The organism is Pseudomonas sp. DTU12.1 (assembly GCF_009873475.1).
Taxonomy (GTDB): Bacteria; Pseudomonadota; Gammaproteobacteria; order Pseudomonadales; family Pseudomonadaceae; genus Aquipseudomonas; species Aquipseudomonas proteolytica.
In genome coordinates this window covers 1,530,727-1,547,058 of sequence record NZ_CP045254.1, presented here as the reverse complement: position 1 = coordinate 1,547,058, position 16,332 = coordinate 1,530,727, and the positions used below count along the sequence as shown (strand labels likewise).

Genomic DNA, 16,332 nt, shown 5'->3' with positions numbered 1-16,332 from the left:
TGGATTTAGGCGTTGCGGCAAAGTTGTGTAGATACCTATGCTCATCGCAGGCAAGCCAGCTCCCACACTTGGCCGCATATACCTGCTGGAATGCGGTCAAGTGTGGGAGCTGGCTTGCCTGCGATAGAGTCAACTCGGTGTAACTGATTAGCTACGATTGGCCCATCGCAACCTGAGCCACTCCAGGTCCTCTGGCCGGGTCACCTTGATATTGTCCGCGCGCCCTTCCACCAGACGCGGCGCCTGGCCGGACCATTCCATGGCCGAGGCTTCGTCGGTGATAACTGCGTCGGCCACCAGGCTATCGGCCAAGGCACGATGCAGCGCACCCAGGCGAAACATTTGCGGCGTGTAGGCTTGCCAGATCAGGCTGCGGTCAATGGTTTCCACGACCCGCCCGTGCTTGTCGACACGCTTGAGGGTGTCGCGGGCCGGCACAGCCAGCAAGCCGCCTACAGGGTCGTGCGCCAGCTCCGCCAACAACGTGTCGAGGTCCTCGCGGCTCAGGTTCGGCCGTGCGGCATCGTGCACCAGCACCCAGTCGTCATCGCTGGCGCCCAAGGCATTGAGTTGCAGCAACGCATTGAGTACCGAGCCTGAACGCTGCGAACCACCGTCCGCGCGCTGGATGCGCGGGTCGCCAGCACACGCCAGGCTTGGCCAATAAGGATCATCCACAGCCAGACTGACCACCAGCCCCTTGAGGCTCGGATGGTCGAGGAAACAGCCCAGGCTGTGTTCAAGAATAGTGCGCCCGCCCAACTGCAGATACTGCTTGGGACGGTCTGCGGCCATACGGGCACCGACGCCCGCGGCAGGAATCACGGCCCAGAAGGCCGGCAAACAGGAACTCATTGGGCCAACTGGTAGAGGGTTTCGCCCTCCTTGACCATGCCCAATTCATGACGAGCCCGCTCTTCGACGGTCTCCATGCCTTTTTTCAACTCAAGCACTTCGGCATCGAGTACACGGTTGCGCTCCAGCAACACCTCGTTCTCGGCGTGCTGCGCGGCAATTTGCTGGGTCAGGTCGGTTACCTGCGCCAGGCTGCCATTGCCCACCCAAAGGCGGTACTGCAGGCCAGCCAGCAGCAAGAGCAAGACGAGGAACAACCAATTGGGACTGCGCATCGAATATCGGGTATCCAGTGAAAAAAGACAGCCATGCAAAACTTTTGAAGCAACTGATAGCACGAAGCCTGGAAGAACCAGGCTTGTGCTTGATAGGCATCAGATTAGTGCGCAAATTCACTCTTCAGCGAGTTTTCCGACACAATCCGTTGTCTTTTTACCATCAACTACTCAGCCGCGAAACTCACCGCGACCGTTGTATTTGGCTTTACCGCCCAATTGCTCTTCGATACGCAGCAGTTGGTTGTACTTGGAAACGCGGTCGGAACGGCACAGGGAACCGGTTTTGATCTGGCCCGCCGAGGTACCCACGGCCAGGTCGGCAATGGTCGAGTCTTCGGTTTCGCCGGAGCGGTGCGAGATCACGGCGGTGTAGCCCGCGGCCTTGGCCATCTGGATAGCTTCCAGGGTTTCGGTCAGGGTGCCGATCTGGTTGAACTTGATCAGGATCGAGTTGGCGATCTTCTTGTCGATGCCTTCTTTCAGGATCTTGGTGTTGGTCACGAACAGGTCGTCGCCAACCAGCTGGATCTTCTCGCCGATCTTGTCGGTGAGGATTTTCCAACCGTCCCAGTCGGACTCGTCCAAGCCGTCTTCGATCGAAATGATCGGGTAGCGTTGGGTCAGGCCCTTCAGGTATTCAGCGAAACCTTCGGAGTTGAACACCTGGCCTTCGCCAGACAGGTTGTACTTGCCATCTTCATAAAACTCGCTGGCCGCGCAGTCCAGGGCCAGGGTCACGTCGGTGCCCAGCTTGTAGCCAGCGTTGGCCACCGCTTCGGAGATCACTTTCAGTGCATCTTCGTTGGACGCCAGGTTCGGTGCGAAACCACCTTCGTCGCCCACAGCAGTGCTCAGGCCACGGGCCTTCAGCACAGCTTTGAGGTGATGGAAGATCTCGGTGCCCATGCGCAGGCCTTCGGAGAAGGTCTTGGCGCCGACTGGCTGCACCATGAATTCCTGGATATCGACGTTGTTGTCCGCGTGTTCGCCACCGTTGATGATGTTCATCATCGGCACCGGCATGGAGTACACGCCCGGAGTGCCGTTCAGGTTGGCAATGTGCGCGTACAGCGGCAGGTCTTGATCCTGTGCAGCGGCCTTGGCAGCCGCCAGGGATACGGCGAGGATCGCATTGGCGCCGAGGCTGCCTTTGTTTTCAGTGCCGTCGAGCTTGATCATCGCGTGGTCCAGGGCTTTCTGGTCCAGCGGGTCCTTGCCCAGCAACAGGTCGCGGATCGGACCGTTGATGTTGGCTACCGCCTTGAGGACACCCTTGCCCAGGTAACGGCTCTTGTCGCCATCACGCAGTTCCAGCGCTTCGCGCGAACCGGTGGAAGCACCGGACGGCGCGCAGGCGCTGCCGATGATACCGTTATCGAGAAGCACGTCGGCTTCGACGGTGGGGTTGCCACGGGAGTCGAGAACTTCACGACCTTTGATGTCGACGATTTTTGCCATTGTTGTAAACACTCCAAAGTTGACGAAAACGACGCAGCTGAAGGAAATCTTTTGACCGACCGCAAGGGTGGAACAACGGGGCAGGCTTGCAGGCGACAAGGCCCAGGCCCTGGGACCTGAGCATAAAGCGCGGAAAGTTTACCGGAGAAACGCGGGTTACGCGGTCTCTACTGTCGGAAAACTCTTGACCAGTTCGTCCAATTGCTTGAGCTGGGCCAGGAATGGCTCCAACTTGTCCAGGCGCAGGGCACAAGGACCGTCGCACTTGGCGTTGTCCGGGTCCGGGTGGGCTTCCAGGAACAGGCCAGCCAGGGACTGGCTGATACCGGCCTTGGCCAGGTCCAGCACCTGGGCACGTCGCCCACCGGCAGAATCTGCGCGACCACCGGGCATTTGCAGCGCGTGGGTCACGTCGAAGAATACCGGGTATTCGAACTGTTTCATGATGCCGAAACCGAGCATGTCCACCACGAGGTTGTTGTAGCCGAAGCTCGAACCACGCTCGCAGAGGATCAACTGGTCGTTACCCGCTTCCACGCACTTGTTCAGGATGTGTTTCATTTCCTGGGGCGCGAGGAACTGGGCTTTCTTGATATTGATCACAGCGCCGGTCTTGGCCATCGCGACCACCAGGTCGGTCTGGCGCGACAGGAAGGCCGGCAACTGGATGATGTCGCACACCTCGGCGACCACGGCCGCCTGCTCAGGCTCGTGGACGTCGGTGATGATCGGCACGCCGAAGGCTTGCTTGATGTCCTGGAAGATCCGCATGCCTTCTTCAAGGCCCGGGCCGCGATAGGAGGTCACGGACGAACGGTTGGCCTTGTCGAAGCTGGCCTTGAATACATAAGGGATACCCAGTTTCTCGGTAACCTTTACGTACTCTTCACAGACCTGCATCGCCATGTCGCGGCTTTCCAGCACGTTCATGCCGCCAAACAGCACCATGGGCTTGTCGTTGGCAATCTCGATGTCGCCTACGCGAATGATCTTCTGGGCCATCAGGTTTACGCCTTCTTCTGATGTTGCGTCAGTGCAGCCTTGACGAAACCGCTGAACAACGGGTGACCGTCGCGCGGGGTCGACGTGAACTCAGGGTGGAACTGGCAAGCGACGAACCATGGATGATCCGGGGCTTCGACCACTTCAACCAGCTTGCCGTCACCGGAGCGACCGGAGATTTTCAGGCCGGCTTCCTTGATCTGCGGCAGCAGGTTGTTGTTCACCTCATAACGATGACGGTGACGCTCGACAATCACATCCTTGCCATAGCAGTCGTGCACCAGCGAACCGGACTCCAGCAGGCAATCCTGTGCGCCCAGACGCATGGTGCCGCCCAGGTCGGAGGTTTCGGTGCGGGTTTCGACAGCGCCGGTGGCATCTTCCCACTCGGTGATCAGGCCCACGACCGGGTGGCCGCTGGTGTGATCGAACTCGGTGGAGTTGGCGTCTTTCCAGCCCAGCACGTTACGGGCGAACTCGATGACGGCCACTTGCATGCCCAGGCAGATACCCAGGTACGGCACCTTGTTCTCGCGAGCGTACTGCACGGCAGTGATCTTGCCTTCCACGCCACGCAGGCCGAAACCGCCTGGTACGAGGATCGCGTCAACACCTTCGAGCAGGGCGGTGCCCTGGTTCTCGATATCTTCAGAATCGATGTAGCGCAGGTTGACCTTGGTCCGGTTGCTGATACCCGCGTGGCTCATCGCTTCGATCAGCGACTTGTACGCGTCCAGCAGTTCCATGTACTTGCCGACCATGGCGATGGTCACTTCGTGCTCAGGGTTGAGCTTGGCGTCGACCACCGCTTCCCACTCGGACAGGTCCGCGCCGCCGCATTGCAGACCGAAACGCTCGACCACAAAATCATCCAGGCCTTGGGAATGCAGAATGCCCGGGATCTTGTAGATGGTATCGGCGTCTTCCAGGGCAATCACCGCACGTTCTTCAACGTTGGTGAACTGGGCGATCTTGCGACGCGAGGAAATGTCGATCGGGTGATCGGAGCGGCACACCAGCACGTCCGGCTGCAGGCCGATGGAACGCAGTTCCTTGACCGAATGCTGGGTTGGCTTGGTTTTGGTTTCGCCGGCAGTGGCGATGTACGGCACCAGCGTCAGGTGCATCAGCATCGCGCGCTTGGCGCCGACTTCGAAACGCAATTGGCGGATGGCTTCGAGGAACGGCTGGGATTCGATGTCACCCACGGTGCCACCGATCTCGACCATCGCCACGTCGGCATCGCCTGCACCCTTGATGATGCGGCGCTTGATTTCGTCGGTGATGTGCGGGATCACCTGGATGGTTGCACCCAGGTAGTCACCACGGCGCTCTTTGCGCAGCACGTGCTCGTAGACACGGCCAGTGGTGAAGTTGTTGTTCTGGGTCATGGTCGTGCGGATGAACCGCTCGTAGTGGCCCAGGTCCAGGTCGGTCTCGGCGCCGTCATGGGTGACGAACACTTCACCGTGCTGGAACGGGCTCATGGTGCCCGGGTCGACGTTGATGTACGGGTCCAGCTTGAGCATGGTGACCTTAAGTCCCCGCGCCTCCAGGATGGCCGCCAACGAAGCGGAGGCAATGCCTTTCCCCAATGAAGAAACAACACCGCCCGTGACGAATATGTAGCGCGTCATGAAAAACCCTAGAAGTCTGCGTTAAAGCGGTCGGAGCCGCCGGGGAAAGCGAAGGAAGGCCGAAGCCCCCGATCACCTGCATTAATCACAGTGCACCTTTCAAAAAAACCGCCGCGTTGTGACAGACCAGCAATGGAACACCGGTACGTTGATCGCTACACATTTTTTGGAATCGCCCAGCAAAGACTGCTTGGTAATCGGCAACGACTGTGTTTCAGGAGAATCCACAGAAGTTGTATCAAGAAGGGAGCGTAGTCTACCGGAAAGGCGCTATCAGCTCAAACCTTGATCGCAGGTTGGTGGCGCCCAATGTAATTGCCAGTCATCCCCCTGCCCTGTCGAGGCCCTCGCCAGGTTGGCCACGGCCAGTAGCCGGGAGCCCTGGTACAGCAGCGGCAATCTGCCACGGATAAAACCCGGCACCGCACTTTCGTTGAGCAAACGCTTGAGGTCACGCCGCCCACGACCTGACACTTCCATGACTTCACCGCCCTGGCGGTAGCCGATGCTCAAAGGGCCTTCAGGGGCATTTGCGCTGAAATACAGCTGACCGTTGCCAGGTAACTGTAGTGGGTTTTGCGGGTGTGGCCAGCTTAGCGCAGTGTCGGAAAATTCCGACCAAGCGGCAGGCACCCACCAGATGCGATCGTTGCAACGGTGCAATTGGCCGTCGGCCAAACGCCACACTGGCTGTGCGTCAGCCTTGGCATCACGCAGGGTATTCCAGCCGACCCAGTGCTCGCTGTCGGGCAAGGGCGTCAGCGGCGCCAGCCAGTAACGCAGGGCATTGCGCTGCCGGGCGTCGGAAAGATCACGCAACGGCGCAAGCGCCAACGAGGGCAACGCCAGCCAGGGAAATGCCGATGGCAACTGGGCGGCCTGCACATCCAATTGCGCCAGTTCATCAAGCAGCTCTTGGGCCTGCGCCAGATGCCCTGCGGTGCGCGCCAGGGTATTTACCGCTTGGGGCCAGCGCGCAGTGAGCTGCGGGAACACTTGATGACGCAGATAATTGCGGGAGAAACGTGAGTCACCGTTGGACGGGTCTTCGATCCAGCTCAGTTGCTGTTCGCGAGCATAGGTTTCCAGCTCGGCCCGCGACACGTCCAACAGCGGCCGCGCCAGCCAGCCTTCGCCCAAGGGACGCTGTACTGGCATGCCAGTGAGGCCCCGCACCCCGGCGCCCCGCAGCAGGCGGAACAACAGGGTTTCGGCCTGATCGTCACGATGCTGGCCTGTGAGCAGCAATTCCCCTGGAGCGATCGCTTCGGCAAACGCCTGGTAGCGCGCATCACGGGCCGCACGCTCGAGGCTTGCACCTGCCGGCACTTGCACAGGCATGATCCGCAGCGACACACCTGCGGCATCACAGACCGCCTGACAATGCGCGGGCCACGCATCAGCCGCAGCCTGGAGGCCGTGGTGAACATGGATCGCCTGCAGTGGCGGCAAGGACTGGTGTTTTGCCAGATCGGCGAGAAGGTGCAGCAGGACCGTAGAGTCGAGCCCGCCGGAAAAAGCGATATGCCAGGCCGAGGCGTTGCGCCACGGGGCGAGGGTTTGCAGAAGTTTGGCGGTTAGAGTTGGTTTCATCGCACGTTACCGCCACAAAACTGGAATACGTTAACCAAGCATATACAAAGCAAATGTGGGAGCGGGCTTGCCCGCGATAGCGGTGTACCAGTCAACCAATCTGGCACTGACACATTGCTATCGCGGGCAAGCCCGCTCCCACATGGGTAACGCAGTGGCTTAGAGACCGTAGCTCATCAGGCGCTCGTAACGACGGGCCAGCAGTGCCTCGTTGTCGAACTTCTTGAGCATGTCCAGCTGCGCACAGAGCTCAGCGCGGATGGTGGCCGACGCAGCAGCCGGGTCGCGATGGGCGCCGCCCAGGGGCTCGGCGATTACTTTGTCGACAATGCCCAGGCCTTTGAGGCGATCAGCGGTGATACCCATGGCTTCGGCAGCATCCGGAGCCTTTTCTGCGGTTTTCCACAGGATCGAGGCGCAACCTTCCGGCGAGATCACCGCGTAGGTGGAATACTGCAGCATGTTCAATTGGTCGCAGACGCCAATGGCCAACGCACCGCCGGAACCGCCTTCACCAATCACGGTCGCGATGATCGGGGTTTTCAGGCGCGCCATCACCCGCAGGTTCCAGGCAATCGCTTCGCTCTGGTTGCGCTCTTCAGCGTCGATACCTGGGTAGGCACCCGGGGTGTCGATAAAGGTCAGGATCGGCATCTTGAAGCGTTCAGCCATCTCCATCAGGCGGCAAGCCTTGCGGTAGCCTTCTGGACGCGGCATACCGAAGTTGCGACGCACTTTCTCGCGCACTTCGCGGCCTTTCTGGTGACCGATCACCATCACGGGCTGGTCGTCGAGGCGGGCAATACCGCCGACAATCGCCGCGTCATCGGAGAAGTGACGGTCGCCGTGCAACTCGTCAAACTCGGTGAAGATGTGATCGATGTAGTCCAGGGTATACGGACGGCGTGGGTGGCGGGCCAGGCGCGCGATCTGCCAGCTGGTCAGCTTGCCGAAGATGTCTTCGGTGAGCGTCTTGCTCTTGTCTTGCAGGCGGGAGATTTCATCGCCGATATTCAGCGAATTGTCATTGCCGACCAGGCGCAGCTCTTCGATCTTGGCTTGCAGGTCAGCGATCGGCTGTTCGAAATCAAGAAAATTCGGGTTCATAAGCGTCCGTCTTGGGTCGACGGCCAGGGAGTGCCTGGCCAGCCGGTTGTCTATTCGCGCCCTACCTTAAGGGAGAGGCGCGTCAAGGTCGAGATTAAATGTTGAGTCGAGGTCAGGGGTACAAGGGCAGCCCTGACCGTCAACGGTATTGGAGGAAGACGTTGTCACGCCCGAACTGGTCACGCAATGCTTGAATCAAGCCATCAGCCGGGTCAATTCGCCACGTCTCGCCGAACTGCAACATCGCCTTGGCGTCGTTGCCGGTGTACTCCATGGTCACCGGGCACGCGCCACGGTGACGCTTGAGCAGATCCCCCAGCCAGCGTAGCTGATCGCCCTTGAGCGCCTCGGTCTTGACCTTCAGGCGCAGGCTTTCGGCCAGGTTGGTACGGGCATCTTCCATGCTCATCACCCGCTTGATCCGCAGGCGCAGGCCGCCGGAGAAGTCATCGTTGCTGACCTCCCCTTCCACCACCACCATCGCGTCGGTCTGCAACAGCGACTGCGCGGAGTGGAAGGCGTCGGCAAACAGCGACGCTTCGATACGCCCGGAGCGATCGTCGAGGGTGATGAACCCCATCTTGTCGCCCTTTTTGTTCTTCATCACTCGCAAGGCAATGATCATCCCGGCGACAGTCTGGGTATCGCGCGCCGGCTTCAGGTCGATGATGCGCTGGCGGGCAAATCGGCGGATCTCGCCTTCATATTCATCAATCGGGTGACCGGTGAGGTACAGGCCCAGGGTGTCTTTTTCACCCTTGAGCCGCTCCTTGAGGGTCAGCTCCTTGGCCTTGCGGTGGTTGGCATACACATCGGCGTCTTCTTCGACGAACAGCCCGCCAAACAGGTCGGCATGCCCACTGTCGTGGGTCCGGGCAGTTTGTTCGGCAGCCTTGATCGCTTCTTCCATGGCGGTCAGCAGTACCGCGCGATTACGGTCGATATTGGCCTGGTAGGCCTTCGGCTCGTCATGGAAATACGGCCCGAGGCGGTCAAGTGCACCGCTGCGGATCAGGCCATCGAGGGTACGTTTGTTGATGCGCTTGAGGTCGACCCGAGCGCAGAAGTCGAACAGATCCTTGAAAGGACCGTCCTGGCGCGCCTCGGTGATCGCCTCGACCGGGCCCTCGCCCACGCCTTTGATCGCGCCCAGGCCGTAGATGATGCGGCCTTCGTCGTTCACGGTGAACTTGAACTCCGAGGCGTTCACGTCCGGCGCGTCGAGACGCAGCTTCATGGTCCGCACTTCTTCGATCAGGGTCACGACCTTGTCGGTGTTGTGCATATCCGCTGAAAGCACCGCCGCCATGAACGGCGCCGGGTAGTGGGCTTTCAGCCAGGCAGTCTGGTATGACACCAGGCCGTAGGCGGCGGAGTGGGATTTGTTGAAGCCATAACCGGCGAATTTTTCCACCAGGTCAAAGATGTTACCGGCAAGGTCAGCGTCGATATTGTTGGTGGCGCAACCTTCAATGAAACCGCCGCGCTGCTTGGCCATTTCCTCGGGCTTTTTCTTACCCATGGCGCGACGCAGCATGTCTGCACCACCGAGGGTGTAGCCGGCCATGACCTGGGCGATCTGCATCACCTGTTCCTGATACAGGATGATGCCGTAGGTCGGTGCCAGTACTGGCTTGAGGCCCTCGTACTGGTAATCGGAGTGCGGGTAGGCTAGTTCGGCGCGCCCGTGCTTACGGTTGATAAAGTCGTCAACCATGCCCGATTGCAGCGGGCCCGGACGGAACAGGGCCACCAGTGCGATCAAGTCTTCCAGGCAGTCGGGCTTGAGCTTTTTGATCAGCTCCTTCATGCCGCGGGACTCAAGCTGGAACACCGCGGTGGTCTCGGCCTTTTGCAGCAGGGCGTAGGTCGGCTTGTCGTCCAGCGGGATAAAGGCGATATCCAGCGGTGCCTCATCGACCTTGGCCCGCTCGCGGTTGATGGTCTTGAGCGCCCAGTCGATGATCGTCAGGGTTCGCAGGCCGAGGAAGTCGAACTTCACCAGGCCGGCGGCCTCCACGTCATCCTTGTCGAACTGGGTTACCAGGCCACCGCCTTCTTCGTCGCAATAGATCGGCGAAAAGTCTGTGAGTTTGGTCGGCGCGATTACCACACCACCGGCGTGCTTGCCGACGTTACGCACCACGCCTTCAAGCTTGCGGGCCATGTCCCAGATTTCGGCGGCTTCTTCATCGACCTTGATGAAGTCACGCAGGATTTCTTCCTGTTCGTAGGCCTTTTCCAGGGTCATGCCGACTTCGAAAGGAATCATCTTCGACAGACGATCCGCCAGGCCGTAGGACTTGCCCTGCACCCGCGCCACGTCGCGGATTACCGCCTTGGCGGCCATGGAACCGAAGGTAATGATCTGGCTTACCGCGTTGCGACCGTATTTTTCGGCCACATATTCGATAACCCGGTCGCGACCATCCATGCAGAAGTCGACGTCGAAGTCGGGCATCGATACCCGTTCCGGGTTCAGGAACCGTTCGAACAGCAGGTCATATTCCAACGGATCGAGGTCGGTGATCTTCTGCACATAGGCCACCAGCGACCCGGCACCCGACCCCCGGCCAGGCCCCACCGGCACGCCGTTGCTTTTGGCCCACTGGATAAAGTCCATTACGATCAGGAAGTAACCCGGGAACCCCATCTGGATGATGATATCCAGCTCGAAATTCAGCCGGTCGACATACACCTGGCGCTTGGCTTCGTAATCCTCAGTCGTGTCTTTGGGCAGCAGAACGGATAGACGCTCCTCCAGACCATCAAAGGACACCTTGCGGAAATACTCATCGATGGTCATGCCATCGGGAATCGGGAAGTTGGGCAGGAAGTGCTTGCCCAGCTTCACTTCAATGTTGCAGCGCTTGGCAATTTCGACGGAGTTTTCCAGCGCCTCGGGCAGGTCACTGAACAGCTCGGCCATTTCCTCGGCACTCTTGAGGTATTGCTCTTCGCTGTAGTTTTTCGAGCGACGCGGATCGTCCAGCGCCCGCCCTTCACCGATGCACACGCGGGTTTCGTGGGCCTCGAAGTCTTCCTTCTTGATAAAGCGCACATCGTTGGTAGCCACCAGCGGTGCACCCAGCTTTTCGGCCAGGGCCACGGCGGCATGCAAGTGCTCTTCGTCGTTGGGGCGGTTGGTACGCTGCACTTCCAGATAGAAGCGACCAGGGAAGACCTGCATCCATTCGCTCGCCAGCACTTGTGCCTCGTGCGGATTACCGCCGAGCAGGGCGATCCCGATCTCGCCCTCTTTAGCCGCCGATAGCATGATCAGGCCTTCGCTGGCCTCGGCGACCCATTCGCGCTCGATGATGATCGAGCCATTGCGCTGGCCGTCGATGAAACCACGGGAAATCAGTTCAGTCAGGTTGCGATAGCCCACGCCATTCATCGCCAACAGGCTGATACGGCTCAGGGCGTTGTCCGGATCTTTGTTGGACAGCCACAAGTCGGCGCCGCAGATCGGCTTGATCCCGGCGCCCATGGCATTCTTGTAGAACTTGACCAGGGAACACATGTTGTTCTGGTCAGTGACCGCAACGGCAGGCATATTCATGCCCACCAGGGTTTTGACCAGCGGTTTGATCCGTACCAGGCCGTCGACCAGGGAGTATTCAGTGTGCAGGCGCAGGTGAACGAATGAAGCCGGCATAGTGATCCTGTCTAGATACGTGTGAAAACAACAAGGCCCGGATTGTACCGGGCCTTGAGTAAAACATCAGCCTGCGCCTAAATCTCGACCAGGCTTTCGCGCACCTCGTAAGCCTGGCGGACCGGGGCAAACGAGCGGCGGTGGATCGGTGTCGGGCCCAATCGCGCCAGGGCTTCCAGATGAACGGGCGTCGGGTAGCCTTTGTGGCCACCAATGCCATAGCCCGGATAGATCAACTCGAACGCCGCCATTTCACGGTCGCGACTGACCTTGGCCAGGATCGATGCAGCGGCAATCGCCGGAACCTTGCTATCACCCTTGACCACTGCTTCGGCGGGCATCGCCAACTTCGGGCAGCGATTACCGTCGATCATCGCCAGCTTCGGGGTGATGTGCAGGCCCTCGACGGCGCGTTGCATGGCCAGCATCGTGGCATGGAGAATATTCAGCTCGTCGATTTCCTCGACCTCAGCCCTAGCGATATGCCAACTAAGGGCCTTTTCGCAAATTTCGTCAAAAAGCTTTTCACGACGGGCTTCGGTGAGCTTCTTCGAATCGTTGAGGCCGAGAATCGGGCGACTCGGGTCAAGAATCACCGCCGCAGTCACCACCGCGCCACACAGCGGGCCGCGCCCTACTTCATCGACACCGGCGACCAATTCGTGTGTTTGAGCGACCAGGCTGAAATCCAGGCCCATTTGCGTCTTCATAGGGTTTCCTGCTGGCGGCCGATCAACGTCAATACAGCATCTGCTGCCTGGTTCGACGCATCACGGCGCAAGGTACGGTGAATTTCGTCAAACCCACGGGTCTGCTCTTCGCCGCCGTCGATCAACGGCGCAATGGTCTGGGCCAATGCTTCGGGCGTCGCAGCGTCCTGCAGCAACTCCGGTACCAACAAACGCTGGGCAAGCAAGTTGGGCAAGGAGATGTAGGGACTTTTGACCATGCGCTTGAGAATCCAGTAGGTCAGCGGTGCCAATCGATAGGCAACGACCATTGGGCGCTTGTAGAGCAACGCTTCCAGCGTGGCCGTACCGGAAGCGATCAACACCGCATCACACGCGGCCAGGGCCAGGTGCGAACCGCCGTCGAGCAGCGTCAACGGCAGGTCGCGCCCCACCAGCAAGGCTTCGATCTGTGCGCGCCGCTGCGGGCTGGCGCACGGCAGCACAAACCGCACACCCGGTTTCAAGGCCAGCAGGCGCTCGGCCGCATCGAAAAACAATGCGCCCAGGCGCCCGACTTCACCGCCACGACTGCCAGGCATCAACGCCACCAACGGCCCGTCGGGCAGCCCCAATTCGGCGCGGGCGGCGGCACGGTCAGCCTGCAGCGGGATGGTATCGGCCAGGGTATGGCCGACAAACCTTACCGGCACGCCCTGCTCTTCGTAGAATCGCGCCTCGAAAGGCAACAGGGTCAGCATCAGGTCGCAGCCTTCGCGGATTTTCAAGACACGCTTCTGCCGCCATGCCCACACGGAGGGGCTGACGTAATGGACGGTCTTGATTCCGGCCTGACGCAGTTTGAGTTCGATATTGAGGGTGAAGTCCGGGGCGTCGATACCGATAAAGACGTCCGGTTTTTCTGCAATCAGGGTCTGGATCAGCAGTTTGCGCCGAGCCAGTAGCTCGCGCAGGCGCCCCAATACTTCCACCAGCCCCATGACCGACAACCGCTCCATGGGAAAGTAGGAAGTCAGGCCTTCAGCCTGCATCAATGGGCCACCGACCCCGATGAATTCCACCGCCGGATGCTGCGCCTTGATAGCGCGCATCAGGCCCGCGCCCAGGATATCGCCGGAAGCTTCTCCGGCCACCAATGCAATACGCAGCGTGGCCATGATCAGCGGGTGATGCCGCGAGTCGATGCCTGGATCGAATCACGGAATATGGCAACTTCGGGAAACAGCGCCGCCGGCTCGGCCAACTCGCCCAGGGCCTGGTCAACCGTCAGCCCCTGGCGATAGACCACCTTGTAGGCGCGACGCAGGGCGTGGATCGCTTCTTCGCTGAAACCACGTCGGCGCATGCCTTCGAAGTTCATGCTGCGGGCTTCGGCTGGGTTGCCAAATACCGTGACGAACGCCGGGACATCCTTGCCAATAGCAGTACCCATGCCGGAAAAGCTGTGAGCGCCGATATGGCAGTACTGATGCACCAGGGTGAAACCGGACAGGATCGCCCAGTCGTCAACATGTACATGGCCGGCCAGCGCGGTGTTATTGACCAGGATGCAGTGGTTGCCAATCACGCTGTCGTGGCCGATGTGCGCGTAGGCCATCACCAGGTTGTGATCGCCCAGGGTGGTTTCTGCCCGGTCCTGCACAGTGCCACGATGAATGGTCACGCCTTCACGAATGATGTTGTGATCACCGATTACCAGGCGGGTTTCTTCACCCTTGTACTTCATGTCCGGCGTGTCTTCGCCTACCGAGGAAAACTGGTAGATGCGGTTGTGTTTGCCAATGCGGGTCGGACCCTTGAGGATCACGTGTGGCCCGATGACTGTCCCCTCGCCGATTTCCACACCTGCGCCGATGATCGACCAAGGGCCGACCTCAACGTCGGCGGCCAGCACGGCCGTCGGATCGATGATTGCGCGAGGGTCAATCAAACTCATAGTTTGCGTTCCGCACAGATGATTTCGGCGGAGCACACAGGCTTGCCGTCAACGGAGGCCTGGCATTCGAATTTCCAGATCTGGCGCTTGCAGCTCACGAACTTGGCTTCCAGGATCAACTGGTCGCCTGGGGTGACCGGGTTGCGGAAACGCAGCTTGTCGGAGCCCACGAAATAGTAAAGCGTGCCATCGGCAGGCTTCAGGTCGAGCATTTTAAAACCCAGGATGCCAGCGGCCTGCGCCATCGCCTCGATGATCAATACGCCCGGCATGATTGGATGCGCGGGGAAGTGACCATTGAAAAATGGTTCATTGATGCTGACATTCTTGTAGGCACGAATGCGCTTTTCCTCAACATTCAGCTCCACTACACGGTCCACCAGCAGGAACGGGTAACGGTGAGGCAGGTATTCGCGAATCTCGTTGATGTCCATCATTTCGGGGGGAAGCCTGTAATAAAGATTGGGGGCGCGCGGACTAAGGCACGCCCCTCTAGCAAATCAAGAAGGCAGTCTAGCTGCTGTGCACACTTGATATGGAAATGGTATCAGCCATCTGATGAAACATTACTGCCAGGGGTCACGTCCCCAACACGCTTTTCCAGATGTTTCAGGCGCCGCGCCATGTCGTCGAGCTGCCTTAAACGGGCCGCGCTCTTGCGCCACTCAGCCGCGGGTTGCATCGCCGTACCGGAAGAATAGGCCCCAGGCTCGGTAATCGAATGGGTCACCATGGTCATGCCGGTAATGAATACGTTGTCGCAGACTTCAATATGGCCCACCAAACCGACACCGCCGGCCAGCATGCAATGCTTGCCGATCTTGGTGCTGCCGGAGATGCCAACGCACGCCGCCATGGCCGTGTGATCGCCAATCTGCACGTTGTGGGCGATCTGGATCTGATTGTCGAGCTTCACACCATTGCCAATCACGGTATCGGCCAGGGCCCCGCGATCAACGGCAGTGTTGACGCCAATCTCTACATCATCACCGATCAGCACACCGCCGACCTGGGCAATCTTCTGCCAGATGCCTTTCTCGTTGGCGAAGCCGAAGCCCTCGCCACCGATCACGGCACCCGACTGAATCACCACCCGCTGCCCGATACGCACATCGTGGTACAGGGTCACGCGTGGTGCGAGCCAGCCACCTGCGGCGATTTCGCTGCGGGCACCGATAAAGCAATGGGCACCAACCGTCACGCCTGCACCAATGCGCGCACCGCTCTCGATCACCGCGAATGCACCAATGCTCGCCGCAGGATCAACCTGTGCGTCGTCGGCAATCACCGCAGACGGATGAATGCCTGGGGCGGCCTTGGGCTTGGGGTCGAACAGGTGGGAAACCCGCGCGTAAGCAGCGTAAGGGTCGGGCACCACCAGCGCATCCCCGGCAAACGTCTCGGCGTCAGCGGCCTTCAGCAATACTGCTGCAGCCTGGCTGTCGCCCAGGTATTTACGGTATTGGGGATTTGCAAGGAAGCTCAACTGAGCTGGGCCAGCCTCCTGCAAGGTGGCTAGCCCAGTGATTTCCTTCTCCTTGGAGCCACGCAAGGTGGCCCCCAGGAACTCGGCCAACTCGCCGAGTTTGATAGTCGCGGTCATGGCTTACTTCAGCTGGTTCATGCGCTCGATCACCTGGCGGGTGATGTCGTATTGAGGCTTGACGTCGATCACGGCGCCACGCTCGAAGACCAGGTCAAAGGCACCTTTCTTGATGACTTCTTCCACAGCGCTGTCGAGTTTTGGCTTCAGTTGCTTGAGCATTTCACGGTCAGCAACAGCCTTGGCCTCGTTCAGTTCCTTGGACTGGAACTGATAGTCACGGGCCTTTTGCTTGAACTCAAGCTCCAGACGCTCGCGCTCGCCTTGCTGCATTTTGTCACCACCGGCGACCAGGCGATCCTGGATGCCCTTGGCACTGCTTTCCAGGGTCTTGAGTTTGGTCAGTTGCGGACCGAATTTTTTCTCGGCATCCACGGCGTACTTCTTGGCCGCATCGGATTCCAGCAGGGCCATCTGATAGTTCAGGACGGCGATTTTCATTTCGGCAAACGCCGGGGTTGCGACCAGCACGGTTGCCAGAAGAACCAATTGAGTCAACTTACGCACGATGCA

General features: G+C 59.6%; 14 protein-coding genes. All 14 read right to left on the bottom strand.

The window, feature by feature from the left end:
- Window positions 1-147 precede the first annotated feature (147 nt).
- The 14 genes from ispD to GDV60_RS06720 all read right to left on the bottom strand — a co-directional run bounded on the left by ispD (window position 148) and on the right by GDV60_RS06720 (window position 16,326).
- Window positions 148-855, bottom strand: a complete 708-nt coding sequence (ispD, locus tag GDV60_RS06785) for a 2-C-methyl-D-erythritol 4-phosphate cytidylyltransferase (RefSeq protein ID WP_029297249.1) — start codon at window positions 853-855, stop codon at window positions 148-150.
- Window positions 852-1,130 carry a cell division protein FtsB gene (gene ftsB / locus GDV60_RS06780; protein ID WP_029297251.1) on the bottom strand — a complete coding sequence of 93 codons (279 nt, stop codon included), beginning with the start codon at window positions 1,128-1,130 and terminating at the stop codon, window positions 852-854. Before ftsB ends, ispD begins: the two co-directional genes overlap by 4 nt.
- Before the next feature lie 171 nt (window positions 1,131-1,301).
- Window positions 1,302-2,591: a phosphopyruvate hydratase gene (eno, locus tag GDV60_RS06775; RefSeq protein ID WP_029297253.1), complete on the bottom strand. Its 1,290-nt coding sequence runs from the start codon at window positions 2,589-2,591 to the stop codon at window positions 1,302-1,304.
- A 156-nt stretch (window positions 2,592-2,747) separates the two neighbouring features.
- Complete coding sequence (gene kdsA, locus GDV60_RS06770; RefSeq protein WP_010212442.1) at window positions 2,748-3,593, bottom strand: 3-deoxy-8-phosphooctulonate synthase; 846 nt, start codon at window positions 3,591-3,593, stop codon at window positions 2,748-2,750.
- 5 nt (window positions 3,594-3,598) lie between these two features.
- Window positions 3,599-5,230: a CTP synthase gene (locus tag GDV60_RS06765; protein ID WP_070995746.1), complete on the bottom strand. Its 1,632-nt coding sequence runs from the start codon at window positions 5,228-5,230 to the stop codon at window positions 3,599-3,601.
- Between the two features lie 273 nt (window positions 5,231-5,503).
- Window positions 5,504-6,823 carry a tRNA lysidine(34) synthetase TilS gene (gene tilS / locus GDV60_RS06760; protein WP_159906671.1) on the bottom strand — a complete coding sequence of 440 codons (1,320 nt, stop codon included), beginning with the start codon at window positions 6,821-6,823 and terminating at the stop codon, window positions 5,504-5,506.
- A 159-nt stretch (window positions 6,824-6,982) separates the two neighbouring features.
- Entirely contained in the window at window positions 6,983-7,930 is a 948-nt protein-coding gene (locus GDV60_RS06755; protein ID WP_029297260.1) for an acetyl-CoA carboxylase carboxyltransferase subunit alpha, read from the bottom strand.
- Window positions 7,931-8,069: 139 nt separating this feature from the next.
- Window positions 8,070-11,591: a DNA polymerase III subunit alpha gene (dnaE, locus tag GDV60_RS06750; protein WP_029297262.1), complete on the bottom strand. Its 3,522-nt coding sequence runs from the start codon at window positions 11,589-11,591 to the stop codon at window positions 8,070-8,072.
- Between the two features lie 77 nt (window positions 11,592-11,668).
- Window positions 11,669-12,301 (bottom strand): ribonuclease HII, encoded by a 633-nt coding sequence (rnhB, locus tag GDV60_RS06745; protein WP_029297264.1) that lies wholly within the window; start codon window positions 12,299-12,301, stop codon window positions 11,669-11,671.
- Entirely contained in the window at window positions 12,298-13,437 is a 1,140-nt protein-coding gene (lpxB, locus tag GDV60_RS06740) for a lipid-A-disaccharide synthase (protein ID WP_070995743.1), read from the bottom strand. Before lpxB ends, rnhB begins: the two co-directional genes overlap by 4 nt.
- Window positions 13,438-13,439: 2 nt before the next feature.
- Complete coding sequence (lpxA, locus tag GDV60_RS06735) at window positions 13,440-14,216, bottom strand: acyl-ACP--UDP-N-acetylglucosamine O-acyltransferase (RefSeq protein ID WP_029297268.1); 777 nt, start codon at window positions 14,214-14,216, stop codon at window positions 13,440-13,442.
- The gene (fabZ, locus tag GDV60_RS06730) at window positions 14,213-14,653 is read right to left on the bottom strand and encodes a 3-hydroxyacyl-ACP dehydratase FabZ (RefSeq protein ID WP_029297270.1); all 441 of its coding nucleotides are present in this window, start codon (window positions 14,651-14,653) and stop codon (window positions 14,213-14,215) included. The genes lpxA and fabZ overlap by 4 nt, the downstream gene beginning before the upstream one ends.
- Window positions 14,654-14,763: 110 nt before the next feature.
- Window positions 14,764-15,819 (bottom strand): UDP-3-O-(3-hydroxymyristoyl)glucosamine N-acyltransferase, encoded by a 1,056-nt coding sequence (lpxD, locus tag GDV60_RS06725; RefSeq protein WP_070995742.1) that lies wholly within the window; start codon window positions 15,817-15,819, stop codon window positions 14,764-14,766.
- Window positions 15,820-15,822: 3 nt separating this feature from the next.
- Entirely contained in the window at window positions 15,823-16,326 is a 504-nt protein-coding gene (locus tag GDV60_RS06720) for an OmpH family outer membrane protein (RefSeq protein WP_003219314.1), read from the bottom strand.
- Window positions 16,327-16,332 lie beyond the last annotated feature (6 nt).

Excerpts from the sequence above, each read along its gene's own strand:
- ispD (WP_029297249.1), bottom strand. The coding sequence starts at position 855 with ATGAGTTCCTGTTTGCCGGCCTTCTGGGCCGTGATTCCTGCCGCGGGC.
- ftsB (WP_029297251.1), bottom strand. The coding sequence starts at position 1,130 with ATGCGCAGTCCCAATTGGTTGTTCCTCGTCTTGCTCTTGCTGCTGGCT.
- eno (WP_029297253.1), bottom strand. The coding sequence starts at position 2,591 with ATGGCAAAAATCGTCGACATCAAAGGTCGTGAAGTTCTCGACTCCCGT.
- kdsA (WP_010212442.1), bottom strand. The coding sequence starts at position 3,593 with ATGGCCCAGAAGATCATTCGCGTAGGCGACATCGAGATTGCCAACGAC.
- GDV60_RS06765 (WP_070995746.1), bottom strand. The coding sequence starts at position 5,230 with ATGACGCGCTACATATTCGTCACGGGCGGTGTTGTTTCTTCATTGGGG.
- tilS (WP_159906671.1), bottom strand. The coding sequence starts at position 6,823 with ATGAAACCAACTCTAACCGCCAAACTTCTGCAAACCCTCGCCCCGTGG.
- GDV60_RS06755 (WP_029297260.1), bottom strand. The coding sequence starts at position 7,930 with ATGAACCCGAATTTTCTTGATTTCGAACAGCCGATCGCTGACCTGCAA.
- dnaE (WP_029297262.1), bottom strand. The coding sequence starts at position 11,591 with ATGCCGGCTTCATTCGTTCACCTGCGCCTGCACACTGAATACTCCCTG.
- rnhB (WP_029297264.1), bottom strand. The coding sequence starts at position 12,301 with ATGAAGACGCAAATGGGCCTGGATTTCAGCCTGGTCGCTCAAACACAC.
- lpxB (WP_070995743.1), bottom strand. The coding sequence starts at position 13,437 with ATGGCCACGCTGCGTATTGCATTGGTGGCCGGAGAAGCTTCCGGCGAT.
- lpxA (WP_029297268.1), bottom strand. The coding sequence starts at position 14,216 with ATGAGTTTGATTGACCCTCGCGCAATCATCGATCCGACGGCCGTGCTG.
- fabZ (WP_029297270.1), bottom strand. The coding sequence starts at position 14,653 with ATGATGGACATCAACGAGATTCGCGAATACCTGCCTCACCGTTACCCG.
- lpxD (WP_070995742.1), bottom strand. The coding sequence starts at position 15,819 with ATGACCGCGACTATCAAACTCGGCGAGTTGGCCGAGTTCCTGGGGGCC.